Consider the following 19,828-nt stretch of genomic DNA (forward strand, 5'->3'; position numbering starts at 1 on the left):
CTCAGAATCCGGGGCCTGAAATGTGCTGTCCGTCATCCACCTTTCCCCAAAGCCATTCCATCGAGTGACCGGTGTCCTGTCCGACTGACGGGGGCCGGAGCCCCAACTAGGGTGCGGCGCAAGCGTTCGGGCACTTGGCCCACCGGCATTGCGATGTCGGTGGCGGGTGCCACAGTGGGGGAGTGAGCAAAGCCAGGACGACAGCGTCAGGACGGCTGGGAGGGGGTGAGGTCGGGTCGTGACCGGAACGGGTGTGGAGGTGGGCGCGCAGGCCGCGCGCTCCCGGGCGCTGGCCGTGCTGCGCATCCGCAGCCGGGCGCTGGCCGTCGCCCTGCTGCCCGCCGCCGTCGCCGTGGTCCTGCTGGCCGGCGCGTCCGCCGGCCATCTGGTGGGCCCGGGCTGGGCCGCCGCGCGCTGGGTGGTGACGCCCCTCGCCGTCCTCGTGCTGCTCGCCGCCGCCGGGATCGCCCTGGTGGTTGCCCGGGCCCGTCCCGCCATGAGCCCGACGGTCCCGATCGCCGAGGAGGCGGCCCCGGACCTGTACCGGATGGTGCGCGACCTCGCCGACCGCCTCGACGTGCCCGCCCCGTCCGCGATAGCGCTCACCCCCGACTGCGACAGCTGGCTGGAGGACCGCACGCATCCGGCGCACGGCCCGCCGCCGGGCTCCCGGTTCCGCCCGCCCTCCGGGACCCTCCCGGCCCCGGAGGGCCGCGACGGCCTCGCGGGCGGGGCGGGCCCCGCGCACCGCCGCGGCACCGCCGCACCGGTGCTCGTCATCGGCTCCCCGTTCCTGTGGTGGATGCGGGTGGGCGAGCTGCGCGCCGTCCTCGCCCCGGTCGTCGCCGGTACGGGCCCGTCGGCGCACCCGGACATAGCGGCCGCCCGGCGCTTCGTGAGGGGGCTGGACGCGGCGGTGGCCACCCCGGCGCCGCACCACGTGTCCGTGGCCCGCGTGGTGCTCGCGGGCGTCGCCTGGGTCGCCCGTCTGCTGCTGCGCAGCTGCCGGGGTCACGTCGCCGAGATGGAGCGCGGGGTCGCGGCCGCCGCCGCCGAGCGTGCCCAGACCGTGGACTACGGCCTGCGGATCGTCGCCCAGGAGCAGGTGGGCCTGGCGTACGCGGGCTGGGACCGCCTGCTCACCCGGGTCGCCCTCCCCGCCTGGCGGATGGGCCGCTGGCCCTCCCGGCTGGACGCCGGGGTGGTGGCGGCGCTCACCGAGCTGTCCCGCCGGGACCGCCTCGCCGAGGGCTTCGCCTCCCGGCTGGGCGAGCGCCCGGCCTGCGACCTGCTGGAGGAACCCGGCGCGGTGGACGAGGCGGCCTCCCTCCTCGCGGCCCGCCTCTTCCACGGCGGTCCCGCCGCACCCGGCCCGGACTGGTCCCCGGTCGACTGGAGCGAGTACCCGGAGGAGGTCGTGGACCGCAAGTGGCGCACCGACGCGGCCCGCCTCCACCGGGTCCTGGACGCGATGGGCGTGCGCCCCACCGCCCCGGGCACTGCCGGCGCCGGGGGCCCCACCCTGGCCCGCGTCCTCGACCACCTGGCGGAACCGGCCCGGGCGGCCGGTCCCACGGCCGGCCACCGGGGCGGCGGTCCTGCGGCGCCGTCCGGCCGGGCATCCGGGACGGACACGGCCGGGCAGGGCCCGGGAGCCGACGACGAGGACGAGGACCTCTCCGGCACCACCGCCCGCAGTGCCGCGCTGGCCGCCCGGCTCAGCGCCGAACTGGCCCGCGAGGGGACGGCCGCGCCCCGGCCCGCCCCGGCCTCCGGCCCCGCCGCCGCGGGGACCGCCGACGGCCCCGCCCACCAGGCCGTCACCGCCGTCACCGCCCTCTGGGACGGCCACAGCCTCCCGCTCTTCCCCCTCCAGCCCCCCCGCACCGCCCGCGACCTCCTCGCCGACCACATCACGGCGATGGTCTGCTGCGCGGCCATGGACACCGCCGGCGCGGTACCGGGCCTCGACTGGCTCGACGGCCCCGCCCTCCTCGTCGACGGCGAGAGAACCGCCGACCTCGGCCCCGGGGTCCTGGCCCTGATCGAGGACGGCGACCCGGCCCCCCTGCGGGCGTGGCTGTCCCGGCTGGGGATACGCCCCGAGAAGCCGGTACGCCTCGTCTGAGACCGCGGCCCCCACGGCAGCCGCGCCGGAGGCGGCACCGGCCTGCGTCCCCCGCCGCGGAAGCCCTCGAAGCCCGCCGCCACCAGGAACCGCCGACCCCCGCGGGCCGGTCGGCCCCGGCGCCCGAACCCGGCGCCCGAACCCGGCGCCCGAACCCCGCGCCCCCGCCCTCCGGAATGCCGGACCCACAGTGCGGAGCCCCTGCTTCCACTTCTGGTCGATTCACAACGAACGGTGACGTACTGCGCGCGTCATGTGATGTGCTTGGACCGAACGCGCACATGGCATGAGCGGGCGGCACAGGCCAGGCACGAAGCGCGACACGGATCACGCGCGAACCGCCCCGCATGGGCGCGCGGCACCAGCACGCACCATCCGCGGACACCGCACACCACGCACCACGGGGGCGAGGGGGAGGGAGCCGACCATGGGTTCGGAGCAGATCCGCCGCTGGGAGTCGGGGGCGATGGCGCACGCCGTGACGGATCCCTTCGGGCAGGGCCCCGTGCCCTGGCTGCGCGGCAGGGAGACGTACGTCGGCGACTCGGGCCGGATCGTCCCCTGGTACGCGGACCAGGAGCCGGCTCCCGCCCCGGGGCGGGGGCGGGTCCCGGCCCCCCGTTCCGCCGGCGGCCCCCGTTCGGCCGACGACGTGCACCTCCAGATCAAGGGCTTCACCGCCACCGGCGCGGCGGCCCCGGGCGAGGCGATCGACTTCCACGTCACCGTCGATCCGCCCCAGGAGTTCGGCGTCGACGTCTACCGCATCGGCCACTACGGCGGCGACGGCGCGGCCAAGATCACCACCAGCCCTCGCCTGTCCGGCATCGTCCAGCCCTCGCCGCTCACCGCCGACCGCACGGTCTCCTGCCACCACTGGTGGCTGTCGTGGCGGCTGCAGATCCCGTCGTCCTGGAGCGTCGGCGCGTACGTCGCCGTCCTGACCACCGCCGACGGCTACCGCTCGCACGTCCCCTTCACCGTCCGCGACGACCGCCCCGCGGACCTGCTCCTGATCCTGCCCGACATCACCTGGCAGGCGTACAACCTCTACCCGGAGGACGGCCGCACCGGAGCCAGCCTCTACCACGCCTGGGACGAGGACGGCCGCCTGCTCGGCGAGGCCGACGCCGCCACGACGGTCTCCTTCGACCGGCCGTACGCCGGCTGGGGCCTCCCGATACACGTCGGGCACGCCTACGACGTCATCCGCTGGGCCGAGCGCTACGGCTACGACCTCGCCTACGCCGACGCCCGCGACCTGCACGCCGGCCGCGTCGACCCGGCCCGTTACCGGGGCCTGGTCTTCCCCGGGCACGACGAGTACTGGTCGGTCCCGATGCGCCGCGCCGTCGAACACGCCCGCGACCAGGGCACCTCGCTGGTCTTCCTCTCCGCCAACACCATGTACTGGCAGGTGGAGCTCGGCCCCTCCCCCTCCGGCGCCCCCGACCGCCTGCTGACCTGCCGCAAGCGCAAGGGCCCGGGCAGGCCGGTGCTGTGGCGGGAGATCGACCGCGCGGAGCAGCAGCTGATCGGCATCCAGTACGCCGGCCACGTCCCCGAGCCGCACCCGCTGATCGTGCGCAACGCCGGCCACTGGCTGTGGGAGGCCACCGGCGCGCACGAGGGCGACGAGATCGAGGGCCTGGTGGCGGGCGAGGCCGACCGCTACTTCCCGCGCACTCCGCTGCCGGAGCACGACGAGCGGATCCTGCTGGCGCACTCCCCGTACACCGACCGCGAGGGGGTCGTGCGCCACCAGGAGACCTCCCTGTACCGCGCGCCGTCCGGCGCCTGGGTCTTCGCGTCCGGGACGTTCGCCTGGTCCCCGGCCCTGGACCGCCCCGGCCACGCCGACGCCCGCGTCCAGCGCGCCACCGCCAACCTCCTGGACCGCATCTGCAAACGCGACTGACCCACTGTCCCCGCCCCTCCCCCCGTACGGGACAATCGGAGCATTGGCCAGAACCACGGGGAGGAACCGTGTCCGGATTCGTCGAAAAGCCCGAGCCCGTCCAGGTTCCGGGCCTGGTGCACCTGCACACCGGCAAGGTGCGCGAGCTGTACCGGAACGAGGCGGGCGACCTCGTGATGGTCGCCAGCGACCGCATCTCCGCCTTCGACTGGGTGCTGCCGACCGAGATCCCCGACAAGGGCCGTGTCCTCACCCAGCTCTCCCTGTGGTGGTTCGACCAGCTCGCCGACCTGGTGCCCAACCACGTCCTGAGCACCGAGCCGCCCGCGGGCGCCCCCGCCGACTGGGCGGGCCGCACGCTGGTCTGCAAGTCGCTGCGGATGGTCCCCGTGGAGTGCGTGGCCCGCGGCTACCTCACCGGCTCGGGCCTGGCCGAGTACGACGAGTCCCGTACCGTCTGCGGCCTCGCCCTCCCCGAAGGCCTGGTGGACGGCTCGGAACTGCCCGCCCCGATCTTCACCCCGGCCACCAAGGCCGCCGTCGGCGAGCACGACGAGAACGTCTCCTACGAGGAGGTCGCCCGCCAGGTCGGCGCGGACACCGCGGCCCGCCTGCGCCAGGCCACCCTCGCCGCCTACTCCCGCGCCCGCGACATCGCCCGCGACCGGGGGATCATCCTGGCCGACACCAAGTTCGAGTTCGGCTTCGAGGGCGACGACCTCGTCATCGCCGACGAGGTCCTCACCCCCGACTCCTCCCGCTTCTGGCCGGCCGACCGGTGGCAGCCCGGCCGGGCGCAGCCGTCGTACGACAAGCAGTTCGTGCGCGACTGGCTGACCTCCGCGGAGTCCGGCTGGGACCGCCGGAGCGAGCAGCCCCCGCCGCCGCTGCCGCAGCGGATCGTGGACGCCACCCGCGCCAAGTACGTGGAGGCGTACGAGCGTCTGACGGGCGTGAGCTGGGACTGACCGCACGGAGAGGGCCCCGGCGGCGGCCGGGGCACCTCCCCTTCCCGGGTACGACGAAGGCCCCGGTCCGATGACCGGGGCCTTGATCTGGAGCGGACGACGAGGCTCGAACTCGCGACCTCAACCTTGGCAAGGTTGCGCTCTACCAACTGAGCTACGTCCGCGTTGCGCCGTGACGCGAGAGCAACTATACCCAACCTCGCTCGCGCGCGAGACGCACCGCCGTATGACGGTTCTCCGCCCCGAGCTTGGAGACGGCCGACGACAGGTAGTTCCGTACGGTTCCCTGCGACAGCGCGGCCCGCTCCGCGATCTCCGCGACGGGCGCCCCGTCGGCCGCGAGCTCCAGCACCTCGGCCTCCCGCACGGTCAGCGGCGAGTCCCCGGCGGCGATCGCGTCGGCCGCCAACTCCGGGTCGACGTAGCGGTTCCCGGCGTGCACGGTCCGGATGATCTCGGCGAGCCGCTGCGCGCTGACGGTCTTCGGCACGAATCCCCTGACACCCGCCGCGAGCGCCCGCTTCAGATGTCCGGGCCGCCCGTGGCTCGTCACGATCAGCACGCGGCAGTCGGGCAGCTCCGCCCGCAGCGATGTGGCCACCTTCACACCGTCCGCGCCGGGCATCTGCAGATCCAGGACGGCGACGTCGGGTGTGTGCGCCCGGGCCATCGCGAGCGCCTCCGGCCCGGTGGCGGCCTCGGCGACGACCATGATGTCGTCCTCCATCCCCAGCAGCGCGGCGAGCGCGCCCCGGATCAGGTGTTCGTCGTCCGCCAGGAGCAGGCGGACGGGCCGGCCGGACGTCATGGGGTGACCTCGCTCATGGAACGGGGGGCGGGAAGCGCCGGACCGGGGGCGGACGGCGCGGGATCGGGGGCGGACGGCGCGGGATCGGGGGCGGACGGCGCGGGATCGGGTCCGGAGCCGGAACCAGGACCGACGCCGGGACCGGGACCGGGACCGGGCTCAGGAGCAGGAGAGGGAGCGGTCCCGGAAGCGGCGGAGGAAGCGGTCCCGGAAGAGGGAGCGGGCCCGGGAACCGACGGCAGCGGGATCTCGGCCGTCAGCCGGAACAGGCCCTTCCCGGCGGGCGCCGCCCGCAGCGTCCCCCCGATGTCCGCGAGCCGCTCCCGCAGCCCGGTGATCCCGGTACCGGCACCCGCCGCGGGCCCGGCCTCGCCCCCGGCCGCGGACGCGGCGCCCGCGGGGACCCCGTCGTTCTCCACGGACAGCACCACCCGCCCCTGTGACACCCGCAGCCCCACCGCGCAGCGCCGCGCGTCCCCGTGCCGCAGGACGTTGGTCACCGCCTCCCGGACGACCCAGCCCAGCGCGGACTGCACCGCCGCCGGCAGCCCGGCGGCCGACCCGGTGACCGTGCAGTCGATCCCGGCCGCCTCCAGCACGCCCTGCGCACCGGCGAGTTCGGTGGCGAGGTCGGCCTCGCGGTAGCCGCGCACGACCTCGCGCACCTCCCGCTGCGACTCCCGCGCCAGCCGCTGCACCTCGACCATCTGCGCCACGGCCTCCGGCCGCCCCCGCTGGGCCAGTTGCACGGCCAGCTCGCTCTTGAGCGCGATCACGGCCAGGTTGCGCCCCATCACGTCGTGCAGGTCACGTCCGAACCGCAGCCGTTCCTCGGCGACGGCGAGCCGGGCCCGGGTCTCCCGGGCCTCGTCGAGTTCGTAGACGGCGTTCAGCAGCCAGACGGAGAAGACGGAGGTGAAGGCGAGGAACCCGCCGCCGGCCAGCACCGCCAGCGACGAGGCCAGCGCCGGCAGGACGGGCGCGCCCAGCGCGAGCGCCAGGACCCCCGACCCCGCGGCGAAGCCGGCCACCAGGGCGAGCACGCGCCGCCGGCCGCGGATGCACAGCGTGAGGGACCCGATGCCGAAGACCACGACGACCCCGAAGAGCCCGCCCGCAGCGGTGGCGACCTCCCCGTCCCCGGACCAGCGGTCGCTGATCACCAGGGCGGCGGCGCCGGTCACGGCGGTCGCGGCGGTGAGCGTCCACAGCATCCGCACGGGCTGCTCGCGCCGGCCGCGCGCCCAGTCCAGCGCCCGGGACGCGGTCACGGCGCACGCCGCGGCGTGCAGGCAGGCGAGCAGCAGCAGCCCCGCGGCGACCCGCGGGCCCACCCGCCCGAAGGCGGACAGCCCGCCCATGGTGACCTCGACCACCGTGAACGTGTGGAACGACCACCGCGTGTACGTCTCGACCTTGGCCGGCGTGCTCTTGCGCCGCCACCATCCCCCCGGTACGCGCATCTCCCGCTCTCCCCGTGCCTCTCAGCGCCTCGGCTCCCACCGGAACCATCGCCGTACAGCAAACACCGCCACGACCGTCCAGGCCACCGCCGTCGCCACGGCGCCCAGCGCCTCGTAGGCGGAGAGGTCGCCGGTCCAGCCGCCGCGCACCAGTGTGATGGCGGGGGTCAGCGGCAGGAGTTCGCACAGGGAGGCCAGCCGGTCCGGCAGCACCTCCAGCGGGACGCTCACGCCCGACCCGAGCAGCGACACCAGCATGAACGGCATCGGCGTGACCTGGGCGCTCTCCGAGGTGCGGGTGAAGCTCGCGGTGAGCGCCGCCAGCGCCGCGCACAGCACGAGGCCCGCCAGCAGTCCCAGCACGGCCAGGTGGGGGGCCGGCGGGGCCGGGACGTCCAGCAGCACGGTGCAGCCCGCCACCAGCACCAGCGACTGCACCAGCCCGGTCGCGACGGGCGGCAGCGCGCAGCCGGCCATGATCTCGGCGTCCCGCAGCTCGCCGGTGCGCAGCCGCTTCAGGACGAGTTCCTCGCGCCGGGTGACGAAGACGCCGACGAGCGCCGCGTAGACGGCGAACAGCAGGGAGAAGCCGATGGCGGCGGGCAGCACGACCGTGCCGACGCTGAGCCCGGCCTTCTCCAGGTCCATCTCCTCGGCCGCCGACCGCACGCTGACCGGCAGCACCAGCGGTACGAACAGGGCGGCGACGAGCGTGCCCCTGCTGCGTCCCAGCAGCGTCAGCTCGGCCCGCGCGAGGGCCGCCATCCGCGCCCCCGGGGTGGTGACCACGCCGCTCATGCCCGGTACCTCCCGGCCGTCGCGGAGGCCGAGGCCCCCGGCCCCTCGGAACTTTCGGCCCTCTCGGCCCCCTCGGCCCCCTCGACCCTCTCGGACGCCTCGCGGGCGATCGTCAGGAACGCCTCCTCCAGCGAGGCCGACCGCACGTCCAGCCGGCGCAGTTCCACCCCGGCCCGCTCGGCCCACACCAGCAGCCCGGTGGCCGCCCGCTGCAACTCCCGGGTGCGCAGCCGTACGACCCGCCCGTCCACCTCGTGCCCGCACACGCCCAGCCCGTCGAGGGGCGGCAGGTCCCCCAGGAAGTAGCCCTCGGGCAGTTCGAAGGAGATCCGGGAGGGCTGGGAGGCGGTCACCTCCGCCGGTGTGCCCGAGGCGGCGATGCGCCCCTGGTGCAGGATCGCGAGCCGGTCGGCCAGCGACTCGGCCTCCTCCAGGTAGTGCGTGGTCAGCAGCACGGTCGTGCCGACGTCGCGCAGCGCGCGGACCAACTCCCAGGTGGCCCGGCGTCCTTCGGCGTCCAGCCCGGTCGTCGGCTCGTCCAGGAACAGCACCTCGGGCTCCCCGAGCAGCGCGAGCGCCAGGTCCAGCCGCCGCCGCTCACCGCCGGACAGCTGCTTCACGCGTACGCCGGTCCTGCCCGCGAGCCCGACCAGCGCCAGCACCTCCCGCGCGGGCCGTGCCCCGCTCACGCACCCCGCCCACATCCGCGCGGTCTCCGCGACGGTCAGCTCGGACGGGAAGCCCCCTTCCTGCAGCATCACACCGGTCCGGGGCCGCACGGCGGCCCGGTCGGTGTACGGGTCGTGTCCGAGGACCCGCACCCGCCCGCCGGCCGGTGCCGCGAGCCCCTCCAGCAGTTCCACCGTCGACGTCTTGCCCGCGCCGTTGGTACCCAGCAGGGCGAAGATCTCCCCGCGCCGCACGGTGAAGCCGATCCCGCGCACCGCCTCGAACCCGCCCCCGTACACACGCCGGAGGTCGGTGACCTCGATCACGTGTTCGTGTCCGTTCGCTTCCATGTCCCCAGCGTCCCGGCGCGGCGGCCCCGGCGGCAGTGCGCGCTGTCACCGGTCCCCATGACAAATGTCAGAAGCCCGGTGGGAGCATGCGAAAAGACCCCGGCCCTGAAGGACCGGGGTCTCATTCCCGAGCGGACGACGAGGCTCGAACTCGCGACCTCAACCTTGGCAAGGTTGCGCTCTACCAACTGAGCTACGTCCGCATTGCCCCCGACCGGCTTTCACCGATCGGTGCGAGCACCAGACTACCTGATCCACTTCACTGGTCGGTACGGCGCTGCAGAGCGGGTGACAGGAATTGCACACTGCGCCTTCCCCCTGGAAGGGGGATGTTCTGCTACTGAACTACACCCGCGCGTCCGGAGTGGGCTGGGCCTTTCGGCCTCGCCCCTCGGCGTGCTCCAGACTCTAGCTGATCAGCGGGGGTGGTGCGCAAGTCGGTTGACGCGAGGGGCGGCCGGGCGGGCGCCGGACCGGCCTCCGGGCCGTCACCGCGCCGCGGCGAACGCCTCGTAGACCTTCTTGGGGATCCGTCCGCGCGCGGGGACCTCCATCTTGTTGGCCTGCGCCCAGGCCCGCACGGCCGCCGGGTCGGGGGCGACCTCCGTCTGCCGGTACGCCCGGCCCGACCGCGCGCGCTTGCGGCCGGCCGCCACGTACGGTTCGAGCGACTCGCGCAGTTTCCTGGCGTTGGCCTCGCTCAGGTCGATCTCGTACGACGTGCCGTCGAGCCCGAAGGCGATCGTCTCCGCCGCTTCCGAGCCGTCGATGTCGTCAAAGAGAGTGACCACGACCTTCTGCGCCACGAATATCGGTCCCTTCGTGCGACATCTCCGGTTCGACGTCCGCGATGACGTGCCGGGACGTCGTGGAGATGTCGGCTGTTCGCCTGTAATCGGGCAAAGTATCTGTTAATGACAATTCATTTGTACAGTGCCCGGCAATGCAATGTGAAGCTCGACTAAATCTCCCCGCGTGTCCCGGCGCAATAGGCGTCCGCGACAGAACAGGGATCTTTCCCGGAACTTTTCCCTCGCGTCTCCCCTCGATGCCGAATCGTGATGGCAGTCACGTAGATTCCTACAACTCTACTCGCGTAGAAATTTTGTGCGGGTAGTCTGAAGGAACCTGCTCAGCACCACACACCGGGAGTGCCAGTGGCACGCGTCGTAGTCGACGTCATGCTCAAGCCGGAGATCCTCGACCCCCAGGGCCAGGCGGTGCAGCGCGCACTGCCGCGGCTGGGTTTCGAAGGGATCTCGGACGTCCGCCAGGGAAAGCGATTCGAACTGGAAGTTGACGGGCCGGTCGACGAGGCCGCCCTCGCCCGCATCCACGATCTTGCGGAATCCTTCCTCGCCAACACCGTGATCGAGGACTTCACCGTCCGGGTCGAGGAAGTCGCGGAGGCCGTGAAGTGACCGCTCGTATTGGCGTCGTCACTTTCCCGGGTTCCCTCGACGACCGGGACACCCAGCGCGCGATCCGTGTCGCGGGCGCCGAGCCGGTCGCCCTGTGGCACAAGGACAAGGACCTCAAGCAGGTCGACGCCGTGGTGCTGTGCGGCGGTTTCTCCTACGGCGACTATCTGCGGGCCGGCGCCATCGCCCGCTTCTCGCCGGTCATGGACACGGTCATCGAGCAGGCGAAGGCCGGACTGCCGGTCCTCGGCATCTGCAACGGCTTCCAGATCCTCACCGAGGCCCACCTGCTGCCCGGCGGCATGCTCGGCAACGACCACCTGCACTTCATCTGCCGCGACCAGAAGCTGCGGGTGGAGAACGCGGACACCGCCTGGACCAGCGACTACAGCGCGGGCCAGGAGATCCACATCCCGCTGAAGAACATGGACGGCCGCTACGTGGCCGACCGGTACACGCTGGACAAGCTGGAGGCCGAGGGCCGGGTCGCCTTCCGCTACCTGGACTTCAACCCCAACGGCTCGCTCAACGACATCGCCGGCATCACCAACGAGGCCGGCAACGTCGTGGGCCTGATGCCGCACCCGGAGCACGCCGTGGAGCCGCTGATCGGCACCGGCCGCACCGACGGCCTCCCCTTCTTCACCTCGATCCTCAAGAAGCTGGTCAACGCATGAGCCGGACGCCTCTGGACACGGTCGAGCACGCGGCCGCGACCCCCGACGTCGAGCTGCCCTGGGCCGAACTCGGCCTGAAGAAGGACGAGTACGAGCGCGTGGTCGAGATCCTCGGCCGCCGGCCCACCGGGGCCGAGCTCGCCATGTACTCGGTCATGTGGTCCGAGCACTGCTCGTACAAGTCCTCCAAGGTCCACCTCCGCCAGTTCGGCGAGAAGGCCCCCGAGAGCGACGCCCTGCTGGTCGGCATCGGCGAGAACGCCGGTGTCGTCGACGTCGGCCAGGGCTACGCGGTCACCTTCAAGGTCGAGTCGCACAACCACCCGTCGTACGTCGAGCCCTACCAGGGCGCGGCCACCGGTGTCGGCGGCATCGTCCGCGACATCATCGCGATGGGCGCCCGCCCGGTCGCCGTCGTCGACCCGCTGCGCTTCGGCGCCGCCGACCACCCCGACACCAAGCGCGTCCTGCCGGGCGTGGTCGCGGGCATCGGCGGCTACGGCAACTGCCTGGGCCTGCCCAACATCGGCGGCGAGGTCGTCTTCGACGCCTGCTACCAGGGCAACCCGCTGGTCAACGCCGGCTGCATCGGCGTGATGCGCCACGAGGACATCCACCTCGCCAAGGCCTCCGGCGCCGGCAACAAGGTCATCCTGTACGGGGCCCGGACCGGCGGCGACGGCATCGGCGGCGCCTCGATCCTGGCCTCCGAGACCTTCGACGACGCCAAGCCCTCCAAGCGCCCGGCCGTCCAGGTCGGCGACCCCTTCCAGGAGAAGCTCCTCATCGAGTGCACCCTGGAGGCGTTCCGGGAGAAGCTGGTCGTCGGCATCCAGGACCTCGGCGCGGCCGGCCTGTCCTGCGCCACGTCCGAGCTCGCCTCGAACGGCTCCGGCGGCATGCGCGTCACCCTGGACGACGTCCCGCTGCGCGACTCCACGCTCTCGCCCGAGGAGATCCTCATGAGCGAGTCGCAGGAGCGCATGTGCGCGGTCGTCGAGCCGGACAAGGTCGACCGGTTCCTGGAGATCTGCGACAAGTGGGACGTCATCGCCACCGTCATCGGCGAGGTGACCGACGGCGACCGCCTGGAGATCTACTGGCACGGCGAGAAGATCGTCGACGTCGACCCGCGCACGGTCGCCCACGAGGGCCCGACCTACGAGCGCCCCTACGCCCGCCCCGAGTGGCAGGACGCGCTGCAGGCCGACGACGCGAACAAGCTGCCGCGCCCGCAGACGCCGGAGGAGCTGAAGGACCAGGTCCTGAAGCTGGTGGCCTCCCCGAACCAGGCCTCCAAGTCCTGGATCACCTCGCAGTACGACCGGTTCGTGCAGGGCAACACGGTCCTCGCCCAGCCCGAGGACTCCGGCATGATCCGCATCGACGAGGAGACCGGCCTGGGCGTGGCCATCGCCACCGACGGCAACGGCCGGTACGCCAAGCTCGACCCGTACGCGGGCGCGCAGCTGGCCCTGGCGGAGGCGTACCGCAACGTCGCCACCACCGGCGCCAAGCCGCTGGCCGTCTCCGACTGCCTGAACTTCGGCTCGCCCGAGGACCCGGCGGTCATGTGGCAGTTCGCCGAGGCGGTGCGCGGTCTGGCGGACGCCTGTCAGCAGCTCGGCACCCCGGTGACCGGCGGCAACGTCTCGCTCTACAACCAGACGGGCGAGGCCGCCATCCACCCGACGCCGGTCGTCGCCGTCCTCGGCGTGATCGACGACGTGGCCCGCCGCACCCCGGTCGCCTTCCGGGAGGAGGGCCAGCTGATCTACCTCCTCGGCGACACCCGCGAGGAGTTCGGCGGCTCGGCCTGGTCCCAGGTGATCCACGACCACCTCGGCGGCCTGCCGCCCAAGGTCGACCTGGAGCGCGAGCGGCTGCTCGCCGAGATCCTGGTCGCCGCCTCCCGCGACGGCATGATCGACTCCGCGCACGACCTGTCCGACGGCGGCCTGATCCAGGCGGTCGTGGAGTCGGCGCTGCTCGGGGAGAAGGGCGCCCGCCTGATCGTCCCCGACGGCCTGGACGCCTTCACCTTCCTGTTCTCCGAGTCGGCCGGCCGCGCGATCGTCGCCGTGCCGCGCTCGGAGGAGCTCCGCTTCACCGACATGTGCGGCGCGCGCGGCCTGCCCGCCACCCGCATCGGCGTCGTCGACGGCGACACGGTGGAGGTCCAGGGCGAGTTCACCCTCACCCTGGCCGAGCTGCGCGAGGCCCACGAGGGCACGATCCCGGCGCTGCTCGCGTAACGGAACCCCGCGAAGCCCCCGTCCGGTCCGCCGGGCGGGGGCTTCTGCGTGTCCGGCGACCGGCCGATGCTTGTCTGTAATTACGTACTTACGTAATATCCATGGCGTGGATCTCGAACAACGCGTCGCCGACCTGGAGCGCCGGCTGGCCGCCCTGGAGACCGCGGGACGGACCGCGCCCCGCCCCGGCGAAGGCGACTTCTGGGCCCTGGACGGGCTCAGGGAGCGGCTGGCCGATCTCGGGGCGGCCGACGGGGGCGTCCTGTTCACCGGCGCCGTACGGCTGCCGACGGGCGAGCAGTACGCGTGGCAGAACGGGACGCTGACCGGGGACCTGCTGGAGGACGACTGGCGGCCGGCCGCCGACGCCTTCGCCGCGCTCGGCCACCCGGTCCGGCTGCGGCTGCTCCGCGAGATCCTCGGCGGCCGGCGCACCGCCGCCGAACTCGCCGGACTGGACGAGGTCGGCACGACCGGCCAGATCTACCACCACCTGCGCCAACTGACCGGCACGGGCTGGCTGCACACCACCGGACGGGGCCGTTACGAGGTCCCGCCCGGCCGGGTGGTGCCGCTGCTCGTCGCCCTGTCCGCGGCCCGGCCCTGACCGGCCGGCGCCGGCACCACGAGGGGGAACGATGTCCGTACGCAAACTGGCCGCGCTCACCTACCGGGGGCTGCTGCTGGCCTTCTTCGCCCTGGTGGCGGCCCACCTCTGGCTCGACCCCGGGTACCCGTGGTGGTGGAACTGCATGCCCCTCGCCCTGGCCCTCACCCTCGTCGTCGTGGCCAACCGGTGGGGCGGTGCGCCGGACGACCCGAGCGTGGTCCGGGAACCCGTCGCGGTCGCCCCGCCCGTCACCGGCCGCTGGACCGCGCGCAACAGCCCGGCCGACCGCACCCCCAGCCACGGCACGCACGCCTACGGCCAGACGTTCGCCGTCGACATCGTCGCCGAGCCGGAGCCGGGCACCCGCCCCGGTTTCCGCTGGCTGTGGCCGCTCGCCCGCCGCAACGGCGACTTCCCCGCCTTCGGCGCCCCGCTCCTCGCGGTCGCCGACGGCACGGTCGTACGGGCGACCGACCGGCAGCGCGACCACCTGAGCCGTACGTCGCTGCCCGCGCTGCTGTACCTGATGCTCCTCGAGGCGAGCGTGCGCGACCTGCTCGGCGCCCGGCGCATCCTCGGCAACCACGTCGTCCTCGACCTGGGCGACGGCACCTGCGCCCTCTACGCCCACCTGCGGCGCGGCTCCCTCGCCGTCCGCGAGGGCGACCGGGTGCGCGCCGGACAGCTGCTCGCCCACTGCGGGAACTCGGGCAACTCCACCGAGCCGCACCTGCACTTCCAGCTGATGGACGGCCCCGACCCGGACTCCGCCCGGGGCGTCCCCTTCACCTGGCACGGCATCGGCGTGCCCCGCAACGGCGAGGTGTTCGAAGCGCCCGCGACGGCCTCGCAGCGCGCCTAGGGTCTGTCGTCCGCACTCCCGCCTGTCCCGCGACGCCCTGCGCGCACTCCCGCCGCACCGGGCGCGGACCCGGGTACATCCGGCACGGGGGCCGGCGCCCGGCACGCCGGGAGCACGCACCCGACGCCGCGGGGCCCGCCCTCCGGGCGGACGACGGGAGTCCGACGGCAGACCCTAGGCTGAACCCCATGCCACCGGCCAGGAAACGCCCCCGCACCTACGACCCCGCCAAGACCCGCGCCGCCGTACTGGCCCAGTTCGGGAACGTACGGGCCGCCGTGCGCACCCTGACCCCCGAACAGCTCGCGCTGCCCACCCGGCTCGGCGACTGGACCGTGCGGGAGCTGGTCGCGCACCTCGGGATGACCCTCCGGGCGGTCGCCCGCCTGGTCGACCTCCCGGAGCCGGCGAAGCGGGACGGGACCCTGCTCGACTGGCCGTCTGCGATCGCCGCCGAGGCACCGGAGATCGCCGGACACGCCCGCGAGCTGGCCGAGCGCCACCCGGACCCGGACGCCTACCTCGCCGCCACCCAGGAACGCTTCACCGCCGACCTCGCCGCCCACCCCGGCAGCAGGCTGCTCGCCACCGGCGCGGGGGCCCTGTCCCTGGACGACTACCTGGTCACCCGCACCGTCGAACTGGTCGTGCACACCGACGACCTCAACGACGCCGTCCCCGGCCTCGACGTCCCCCTCGACCGCCGGGCCCTGGCCGCCTGCACCCGGCTGCTCGCCGACGCGCTCGCCGCCAAGGCGCCCGGCGGCTCCACGGAGGTGCGGATCCCGCCGTACGCCGTCGTGCAGTGCGTGGCGGGACCGAGGCACACCCGGGGCACCCCGCCCAACGTCGTCGAGACCGACCCGCTGACCTGGACGCGGCTGGCGTCCGGGCGGCTGGCGTGGCGGGACGCGGTGCAGGACGCCAAGGTCAGCGCGAGCGGGGAGCGGGCGGACCTGGAGCCGTACCTGCCGCTGCTCGGGTAACTCGGGCAAGGGGAACCGGCCACCCCGCATCCCCGTCGAAGGGGCATGGACAGGCTCAAGCAGCGCATGACCCTGACGGCCGCCGCCCTGCTCGTCCCGCTCGCGGCGGCCTGCGGAGGCGAACGGGCGGGCGGCAGCGGCGCGGCCGGGGCGGACGAGCCCGTCACCGGCGTCCGGTGGAGCGTCGACGGCGTCACCGTCGACGGCACCGCGCACCGCGCTCCCGCCGGCGCGCACGTCACGATCGGCCGGGACGGCCGGGCCGAGGGCAGCTTCGGCTGCAACCGCTTCAGCGCGCGCGCCGCCGTCGACGGCGACCGGATCCGGCTCAGCGACACCACGGCGACCGAGATGGCCTGCGAGACCGAACCCATGGCCGTCGAGCGGGCCCTCGCCCGCACGCTCGCCGACGGCTCCCTGAGGGCCCGGGTCGCCGGCGAACGGCTCACCCTCACCACCGACGACGGCGACACCGTCCGCCTGACCAGGGACGACGAGAAGGACGCCGCGCTGCACGGCACGAAGTGGACGATCACCTCCCCGGACACCGGCGGCCGGGCCCACCTCACCTTCGACGGCGAGAAGGGCACCGTCTCCGGCCGGCTCGGCTGCAACGACGTCAACGCCAGGGCCACCGTCCGCGACGGCCATATCACCGTCGGCGCCCCGTCCACCACCCGAATGATGTGCGAAGACTCACTCATGGACGCGGAGAAGACCCTGCTGCGCCTCTTCGACGGACGGCTGAGCTACGGAGTCGATCACCGCTCCCTCACGCTGACCAGCGAAAACGGCACCAGTGTCCGGGCCGTCGCCGCAGGCTGATCCACTGCCCGGGCCGCCTCCCCCATTCGGACCAGCGGGCGATCTCGCCTACACTCGATGGCGTGCCACGTGGTGACGGACGACTCAGCCACGACCTGCTCCCCGGCGAGAAGGGCCCCCAGGACGCTTGTGGCGTCTTCGGTGTCTGGGCTCCGGGCGAAGAGGTCGCCAAGCTCACGTACTTCGGGCTCTACGCCCTCCAGCATCGGGGTCAGGAATCCGCGGGTATCGCGGTCAGCAACGGCTCCCAGATCCTCGTCTTCAAGGACATGGGCCTGGTCTCCCAGGTCTTCGACGAAACCTCGCTCGGTTCCCTGCAGGGCCACATCGCGGTCGGTCACGCCCGCTACTCGACCACCGGCGCCTCCGTGTGGGAGAACGCCCAGCCGACGTTCCGCGCCACCGCGCACGGTTCCATCGCGCTCGGCCACAACGGCAACCTCGTCAACACCGCCCAGCTCGCCGAGATGGTCGCCGACCTGCCCAAGCAGGAGGGCGGCCGCAGCCCGCGCGTGGCGGCCACCAACGACACCGACCTGCTGACCGCGCTCCTCGCGGCCCAGGTCGACCAGGACGGCAAGCCGCTGACCATCGAGGAGGCCGCCCACACGGTCCTCCCGCAGGTCAAGGGCGCCTTCTCGCTCGTCTTCATGGACGAGCACACCCTCTACGCCGCCCGCGACCCGCAGGGCATCCGCCCGCTGGTCCTCGGCCGCCTGGAGCGCGGCTGGGTCGTCGCCTCCGAGACCGCCGCCCTCGACATCACGGGCGCCAGCTTCGTCCGCGAGATCGAGCCGGGCGAGTTCGTCGCCATCGACGAGAACGGTCTGCGCACCTCTCGATTCGCGGAAGCGAAGCCCAAGGGCTGTGTCTTCGAGTACGTGTACCTGGCCCGCCCGGACACCGACATCGCCGGCCGCAACGTGTACCTCTCCCGCGTGGAGATGGGCCGCCGCCTGGCGAAGGAGGCCCCGGTCGAGGCCGACCTGGTGATAGCGACCCCGGAGTCCGGCACCCCGGCCGCCATCGGCTACGCGGAGGCCTCCGGCATCCCCTTCGGCGCCGGCCTGGTGAAGAACGCCTACGTCGGCCGCACCTTCATCCAGCCCTCGCAGACCATCCGCCAGCTGGGCATCCGCCTGAAGCTGAACCCGCTGAAGGAAGTCATCAAGGGCAAGCGCCTGGTCGTCGTCGACGACTCCATCGTGCGCGGCAACACCCAGCGCGCCCTGGTGCGCATGCTGCGCGAGGCGGGCGCCGCCGAGGTCCACATCCGGATCTCCTCGCCGCCCGTGAAGTGGCCCTGCTTCTTCGGCATCGACTTCGCCACCCGCGCGGAGCTCATCGCCAACGGCATGACCATCGAGGAGATCGGCACCTCGCTCGGCGCCGACTCCCTGGCGTACATCTCCATCGACGGCATGATCGAGGCGACCACCATCGCCAAGCCGAACCTGTGCCGCGCCTGCTTCGACGGCGAGTACCCGATGGAGCTGCCCGACCCCGAGCTGCTCGGCAAGCAGCTGCTGGAGACCGAGCTGGCCGCCGGGCCCGCCGCCACGGCCGCCGCCGACGCCATCCGCCGCCCGTAGGGCGCCCGCCATACCTGCCGTACGACACGAAGGTTCTCATCGTCATGCCTGAGACAACTGGTGCCAGCTACGCAGCGGCGTCCTACAAAACAGCGGGTGTCGACATCGAAGCGGGCGACCGCGCGGTCGAGCTGATGAAGGAGTGGGTGAAGAAGACGCAGCGCCCCGAGGTCCTCGGCGGCCTCGGCGGTTTCGCCGGCCTCTTCGACGCCTCCGCCCTCAAGCGGTACGAGCGCCCGCTGCTCGCCTCCGCCACCGACGGCGTCGGCACGAAGGTCGACGTCGCCCGCCGGATGGGCGTCTACGACACCATCGGCCACGACCTGGTCGCCATGGTCATGGACGACATCGTGGTGTGCGGTGCCGAGCCGCTGTTCATGACCGACTACATCTGCGTCGGCAAGGTGCACCCCGAGCGCGTCGCCGCGATCGTCAAGGGCATCGCCGAGGGCTGTGTGCTGGCCGGCTGCGCCCTGGTGGGCGGTGAGACGGCCGAGCACCCCGGCCTGCTGGGGGAGGACGACTTCGACGTCGCCGGCGCCGGTACGGGCGTCGTGGAGGCCGACCGGCTGCTCGGCGCGGATCGTATCCGTACGGGTGACGCCGTCGTCGCCATGGCGTCCTCCGGACTTCACTCCAACGGGTACTCGCTCGTCCGCCACGTCCTGCTGGACCAGGCGGGCCTGGCCCTGGACGCGCACGTCGACGAGCTCGGCCGCACCCTCGGCGAGGAGCTGCTGGAGCCCACGAAGATCTACTCGCTGGACTGCCTGGCCCTCACCCGCACCACCGAGGTGCACGCCTTCAGCCACATCACCGGCGGCGGACTCGCGGCCAACCTCGCCCGGGTCGTCCCGGACGGGCTGCACGCGGTGGTGGACCGCTCCACCTGGACCCCCGCCCCGATCTTCGACCTCGTCGGCAGGACGGGCCGGGTCGAGGGGCTGGAGCTGGAGAAGACGCTGAACATGGGCGTCGGCATGATCGCGGTCGTGCCGCAGGAGTCCGTGGACGTGGCCCTGGCGACACTGACCGACCGCGGTGTGGACGCCTGGGTGGCCGGCGAGATCACGGACCGGGGCGAGCACACCACCGGTGCCGCCCTGGTCGGCACGTACGCGCGTTAGAAGCGCCGCCGGCCGGGACCCGCGGGCAGCACAGAACCCGGTCGGTGACCGAAGTCACCGACCGGGTTGATGCTCAGTGCAAGGTCAAGCGCCGCGACGGTGGCGCGAGGAGTCCTCTTCCTCGTCCTCGTCGTCCTCGTAGAGGTCGGCGTACCGTGCGTACAGGTCGTCGTCGTGCTCATCGTCCTCGAAGCGGTCGCCGTTCGGCGACGTGTTCGACGTCGATGCGCCCAGCTCCTCGGCCAGGCGTGCGAGGTCAGTCCCACCGCTGTTGTACTTCAGCTGGCGGGCGACCTTCGTCTGCTTGGCCTTGGCCCGGCCGCGCCCCATGGCTCGACCCCCTCAACGACGGGGCTCGACGGCCCCAGAGT

General features: G+C 73.2%; 18 protein-coding genes and 3 tRNA genes. 12 read left to right on the forward strand and 9 right to left on the reverse strand.

What is annotated here, in order from left to right; translation table 11 throughout:
- Positions 1-238 precede the first annotated feature (238 nt).
- From AB0L29_RS31800 to AB0L29_RS31810, 3 genes are all read left to right on the forward strand, one after another.
- Complete coding sequence (locus AB0L29_RS31800) at positions 239-2,128, forward strand: hypothetical protein (RefSeq protein ID WP_365832150.1); 1,890 nt, start codon at positions 239-241, stop codon at positions 2,126-2,128.
- A 427-nt stretch (positions 2,129-2,555) separates the two neighbouring features.
- Entirely contained in the window at positions 2,556-4,046 is a 1,491-nt protein-coding gene (locus tag AB0L29_RS31805; protein WP_365832152.1) for a N,N-dimethylformamidase beta subunit family domain-containing protein, read from the forward strand.
- 68 nt (positions 4,047-4,114) lie between these two features.
- Positions 4,115-5,014 carry a phosphoribosylaminoimidazolesuccinocarboxamide synthase gene (locus AB0L29_RS31810; RefSeq protein WP_365832154.1) on the forward strand — a complete coding sequence of 300 codons (900 nt, stop codon included), beginning with the start codon at positions 4,115-4,117 and terminating at the stop codon, positions 5,012-5,014.
- A gap of 88 nt (positions 5,015-5,102) precedes the next feature.
- Here AB0L29_RS31810 and AB0L29_RS31815 read toward each other — a convergent pair.
- The 8 genes from AB0L29_RS31815 to AB0L29_RS31850 form a co-directional block, all read right to left on the reverse strand.
- Positions 5,103-5,178 (reverse strand) — tRNA-Gly (locus AB0L29_RS31815).
- Positions 5,179-5,201: 23 nt separating this feature from the next.
- On the reverse strand, positions 5,202-5,822 hold the full coding sequence (locus tag AB0L29_RS31820) for a response regulator transcription factor (protein ID WP_365832156.1): 621 nt from the start codon (positions 5,820-5,822) through the stop codon (positions 5,202-5,204).
- Entirely contained in the window at positions 5,819-7,285 is a 1,467-nt protein-coding gene (locus AB0L29_RS31825) for a sensor histidine kinase (RefSeq protein ID WP_365832158.1), read from the reverse strand. The genes AB0L29_RS31820 and AB0L29_RS31825 overlap by 4 nt, the downstream gene beginning before the upstream one ends.
- Positions 7,286-7,306: 21 nt before the next feature.
- On the reverse strand, positions 7,307-8,083 hold the full coding sequence (locus tag AB0L29_RS31830) for an ABC transporter permease (protein ID WP_365832160.1): 777 nt from the start codon (positions 8,081-8,083) through the stop codon (positions 7,307-7,309).
- Positions 8,080-9,102 carry an ABC transporter ATP-binding protein gene (locus tag AB0L29_RS31835; protein WP_365832162.1) on the reverse strand — a complete coding sequence of 341 codons (1,023 nt, stop codon included), beginning with the start codon at positions 9,100-9,102 and terminating at the stop codon, positions 8,080-8,082. Before AB0L29_RS31835 ends, AB0L29_RS31830 begins: the two co-directional genes overlap by 4 nt.
- Before the next feature lie 130 nt (positions 9,103-9,232).
- Positions 9,233-9,305, reverse strand: a tRNA-Gly gene (locus AB0L29_RS31840).
- 80 nt (positions 9,306-9,385) lie between these two features.
- Positions 9,386-9,457: transfer RNA gene (locus AB0L29_RS31845), tRNA-Gly, on the reverse strand.
- A gap of 133 nt (positions 9,458-9,590) precedes the next feature.
- Positions 9,591-9,908: an Lsr2 family protein gene (locus AB0L29_RS31850; RefSeq protein ID WP_365832164.1), complete on the reverse strand. Its 318-nt coding sequence runs from the start codon at positions 9,906-9,908 to the stop codon at positions 9,591-9,593.
- Between the two features lie 351 nt (positions 9,909-10,259).
- Between AB0L29_RS31850 and purS the strand changes: the two genes are divergently transcribed.
- From purS to purM, 9 genes are all read left to right on the forward strand, one after another.
- Positions 10,260-10,523, forward strand: a complete 264-nt coding sequence (gene purS / locus AB0L29_RS31855) for a phosphoribosylformylglycinamidine synthase subunit PurS (RefSeq protein ID WP_010045045.1) — start codon at positions 10,260-10,262, stop codon at positions 10,521-10,523.
- On the forward strand, positions 10,520-11,200 hold the full coding sequence (gene purQ / locus AB0L29_RS31860; protein WP_365832166.1) for a phosphoribosylformylglycinamidine synthase subunit PurQ: 681 nt from the start codon (positions 10,520-10,522) through the stop codon (positions 11,198-11,200). Before purS ends, purQ begins: the two co-directional genes overlap by 4 nt.
- Positions 11,197-13,455 (forward strand): phosphoribosylformylglycinamidine synthase subunit PurL, encoded by a 2,259-nt coding sequence (purL, locus tag AB0L29_RS31865; protein WP_365832167.1) that lies wholly within the window; start codon positions 11,197-11,199, stop codon positions 13,453-13,455. Before purQ ends, purL begins: the two co-directional genes overlap by 4 nt.
- 106 nt (positions 13,456-13,561) lie before the next feature.
- The gene (locus AB0L29_RS31870; RefSeq protein WP_365832168.1) at positions 13,562-14,062 is read left to right on the forward strand and encodes a helix-turn-helix domain-containing protein; all 501 of its coding nucleotides are present in this window, start codon (positions 13,562-13,564) and stop codon (positions 14,060-14,062) included.
- Between the two features lie 31 nt (positions 14,063-14,093).
- Entirely contained in the window at positions 14,094-14,927 is an 834-nt protein-coding gene (locus AB0L29_RS31875; RefSeq protein WP_365832170.1) for a M23 family metallopeptidase, read from the forward strand.
- 188 nt (positions 14,928-15,115) lie between these two features.
- The gene (locus tag AB0L29_RS31880) at positions 15,116-15,913 is read left to right on the forward strand and encodes a sterol carrier family protein (RefSeq protein ID WP_365832172.1); all 798 of its coding nucleotides are present in this window, start codon (positions 15,116-15,118) and stop codon (positions 15,911-15,913) included.
- A 45-nt stretch (positions 15,914-15,958) separates the two neighbouring features.
- Positions 15,959-16,738: an META domain-containing protein gene (locus AB0L29_RS31885; protein WP_365832174.1), complete on the forward strand. Its 780-nt coding sequence runs from the start codon at positions 15,959-15,961 to the stop codon at positions 16,736-16,738.
- Positions 16,739-16,800: 62 nt separating this feature from the next.
- Positions 16,801-18,330 (forward strand): amidophosphoribosyltransferase, encoded by a 1,530-nt coding sequence (gene purF / locus AB0L29_RS31890; RefSeq protein ID WP_365832176.1) that lies wholly within the window; start codon positions 16,801-16,803, stop codon positions 18,328-18,330.
- Between the two features lie 44 nt (positions 18,331-18,374).
- On the forward strand, positions 18,375-19,457 hold the full coding sequence (gene purM, locus AB0L29_RS31895; RefSeq protein ID WP_365832178.1) for a phosphoribosylformylglycinamidine cyclo-ligase: 1,083 nt from the start codon (positions 18,375-18,377) through the stop codon (positions 19,455-19,457).
- Positions 19,458-19,541: 84 nt separating this feature from the next.
- Here purM and AB0L29_RS31900 read toward each other — a convergent pair whose 3' ends face one another.
- The gene (locus tag AB0L29_RS31900; RefSeq protein ID WP_365832180.1) at positions 19,542-19,787 is read right to left on the reverse strand and encodes a DUF3073 domain-containing protein; all 246 of its coding nucleotides are present in this window, start codon (positions 19,785-19,787) and stop codon (positions 19,542-19,544) included.
- Between the last annotated feature and the right edge of the window lie 41 nt (positions 19,788-19,828).

The organism is Streptomyces sp. NPDC052701, from assembly GCF_040678355.1.
Lineage (GTDB): Bacteria > Actinomycetota > Actinomycetes > Streptomycetales > Streptomycetaceae > Streptomyces.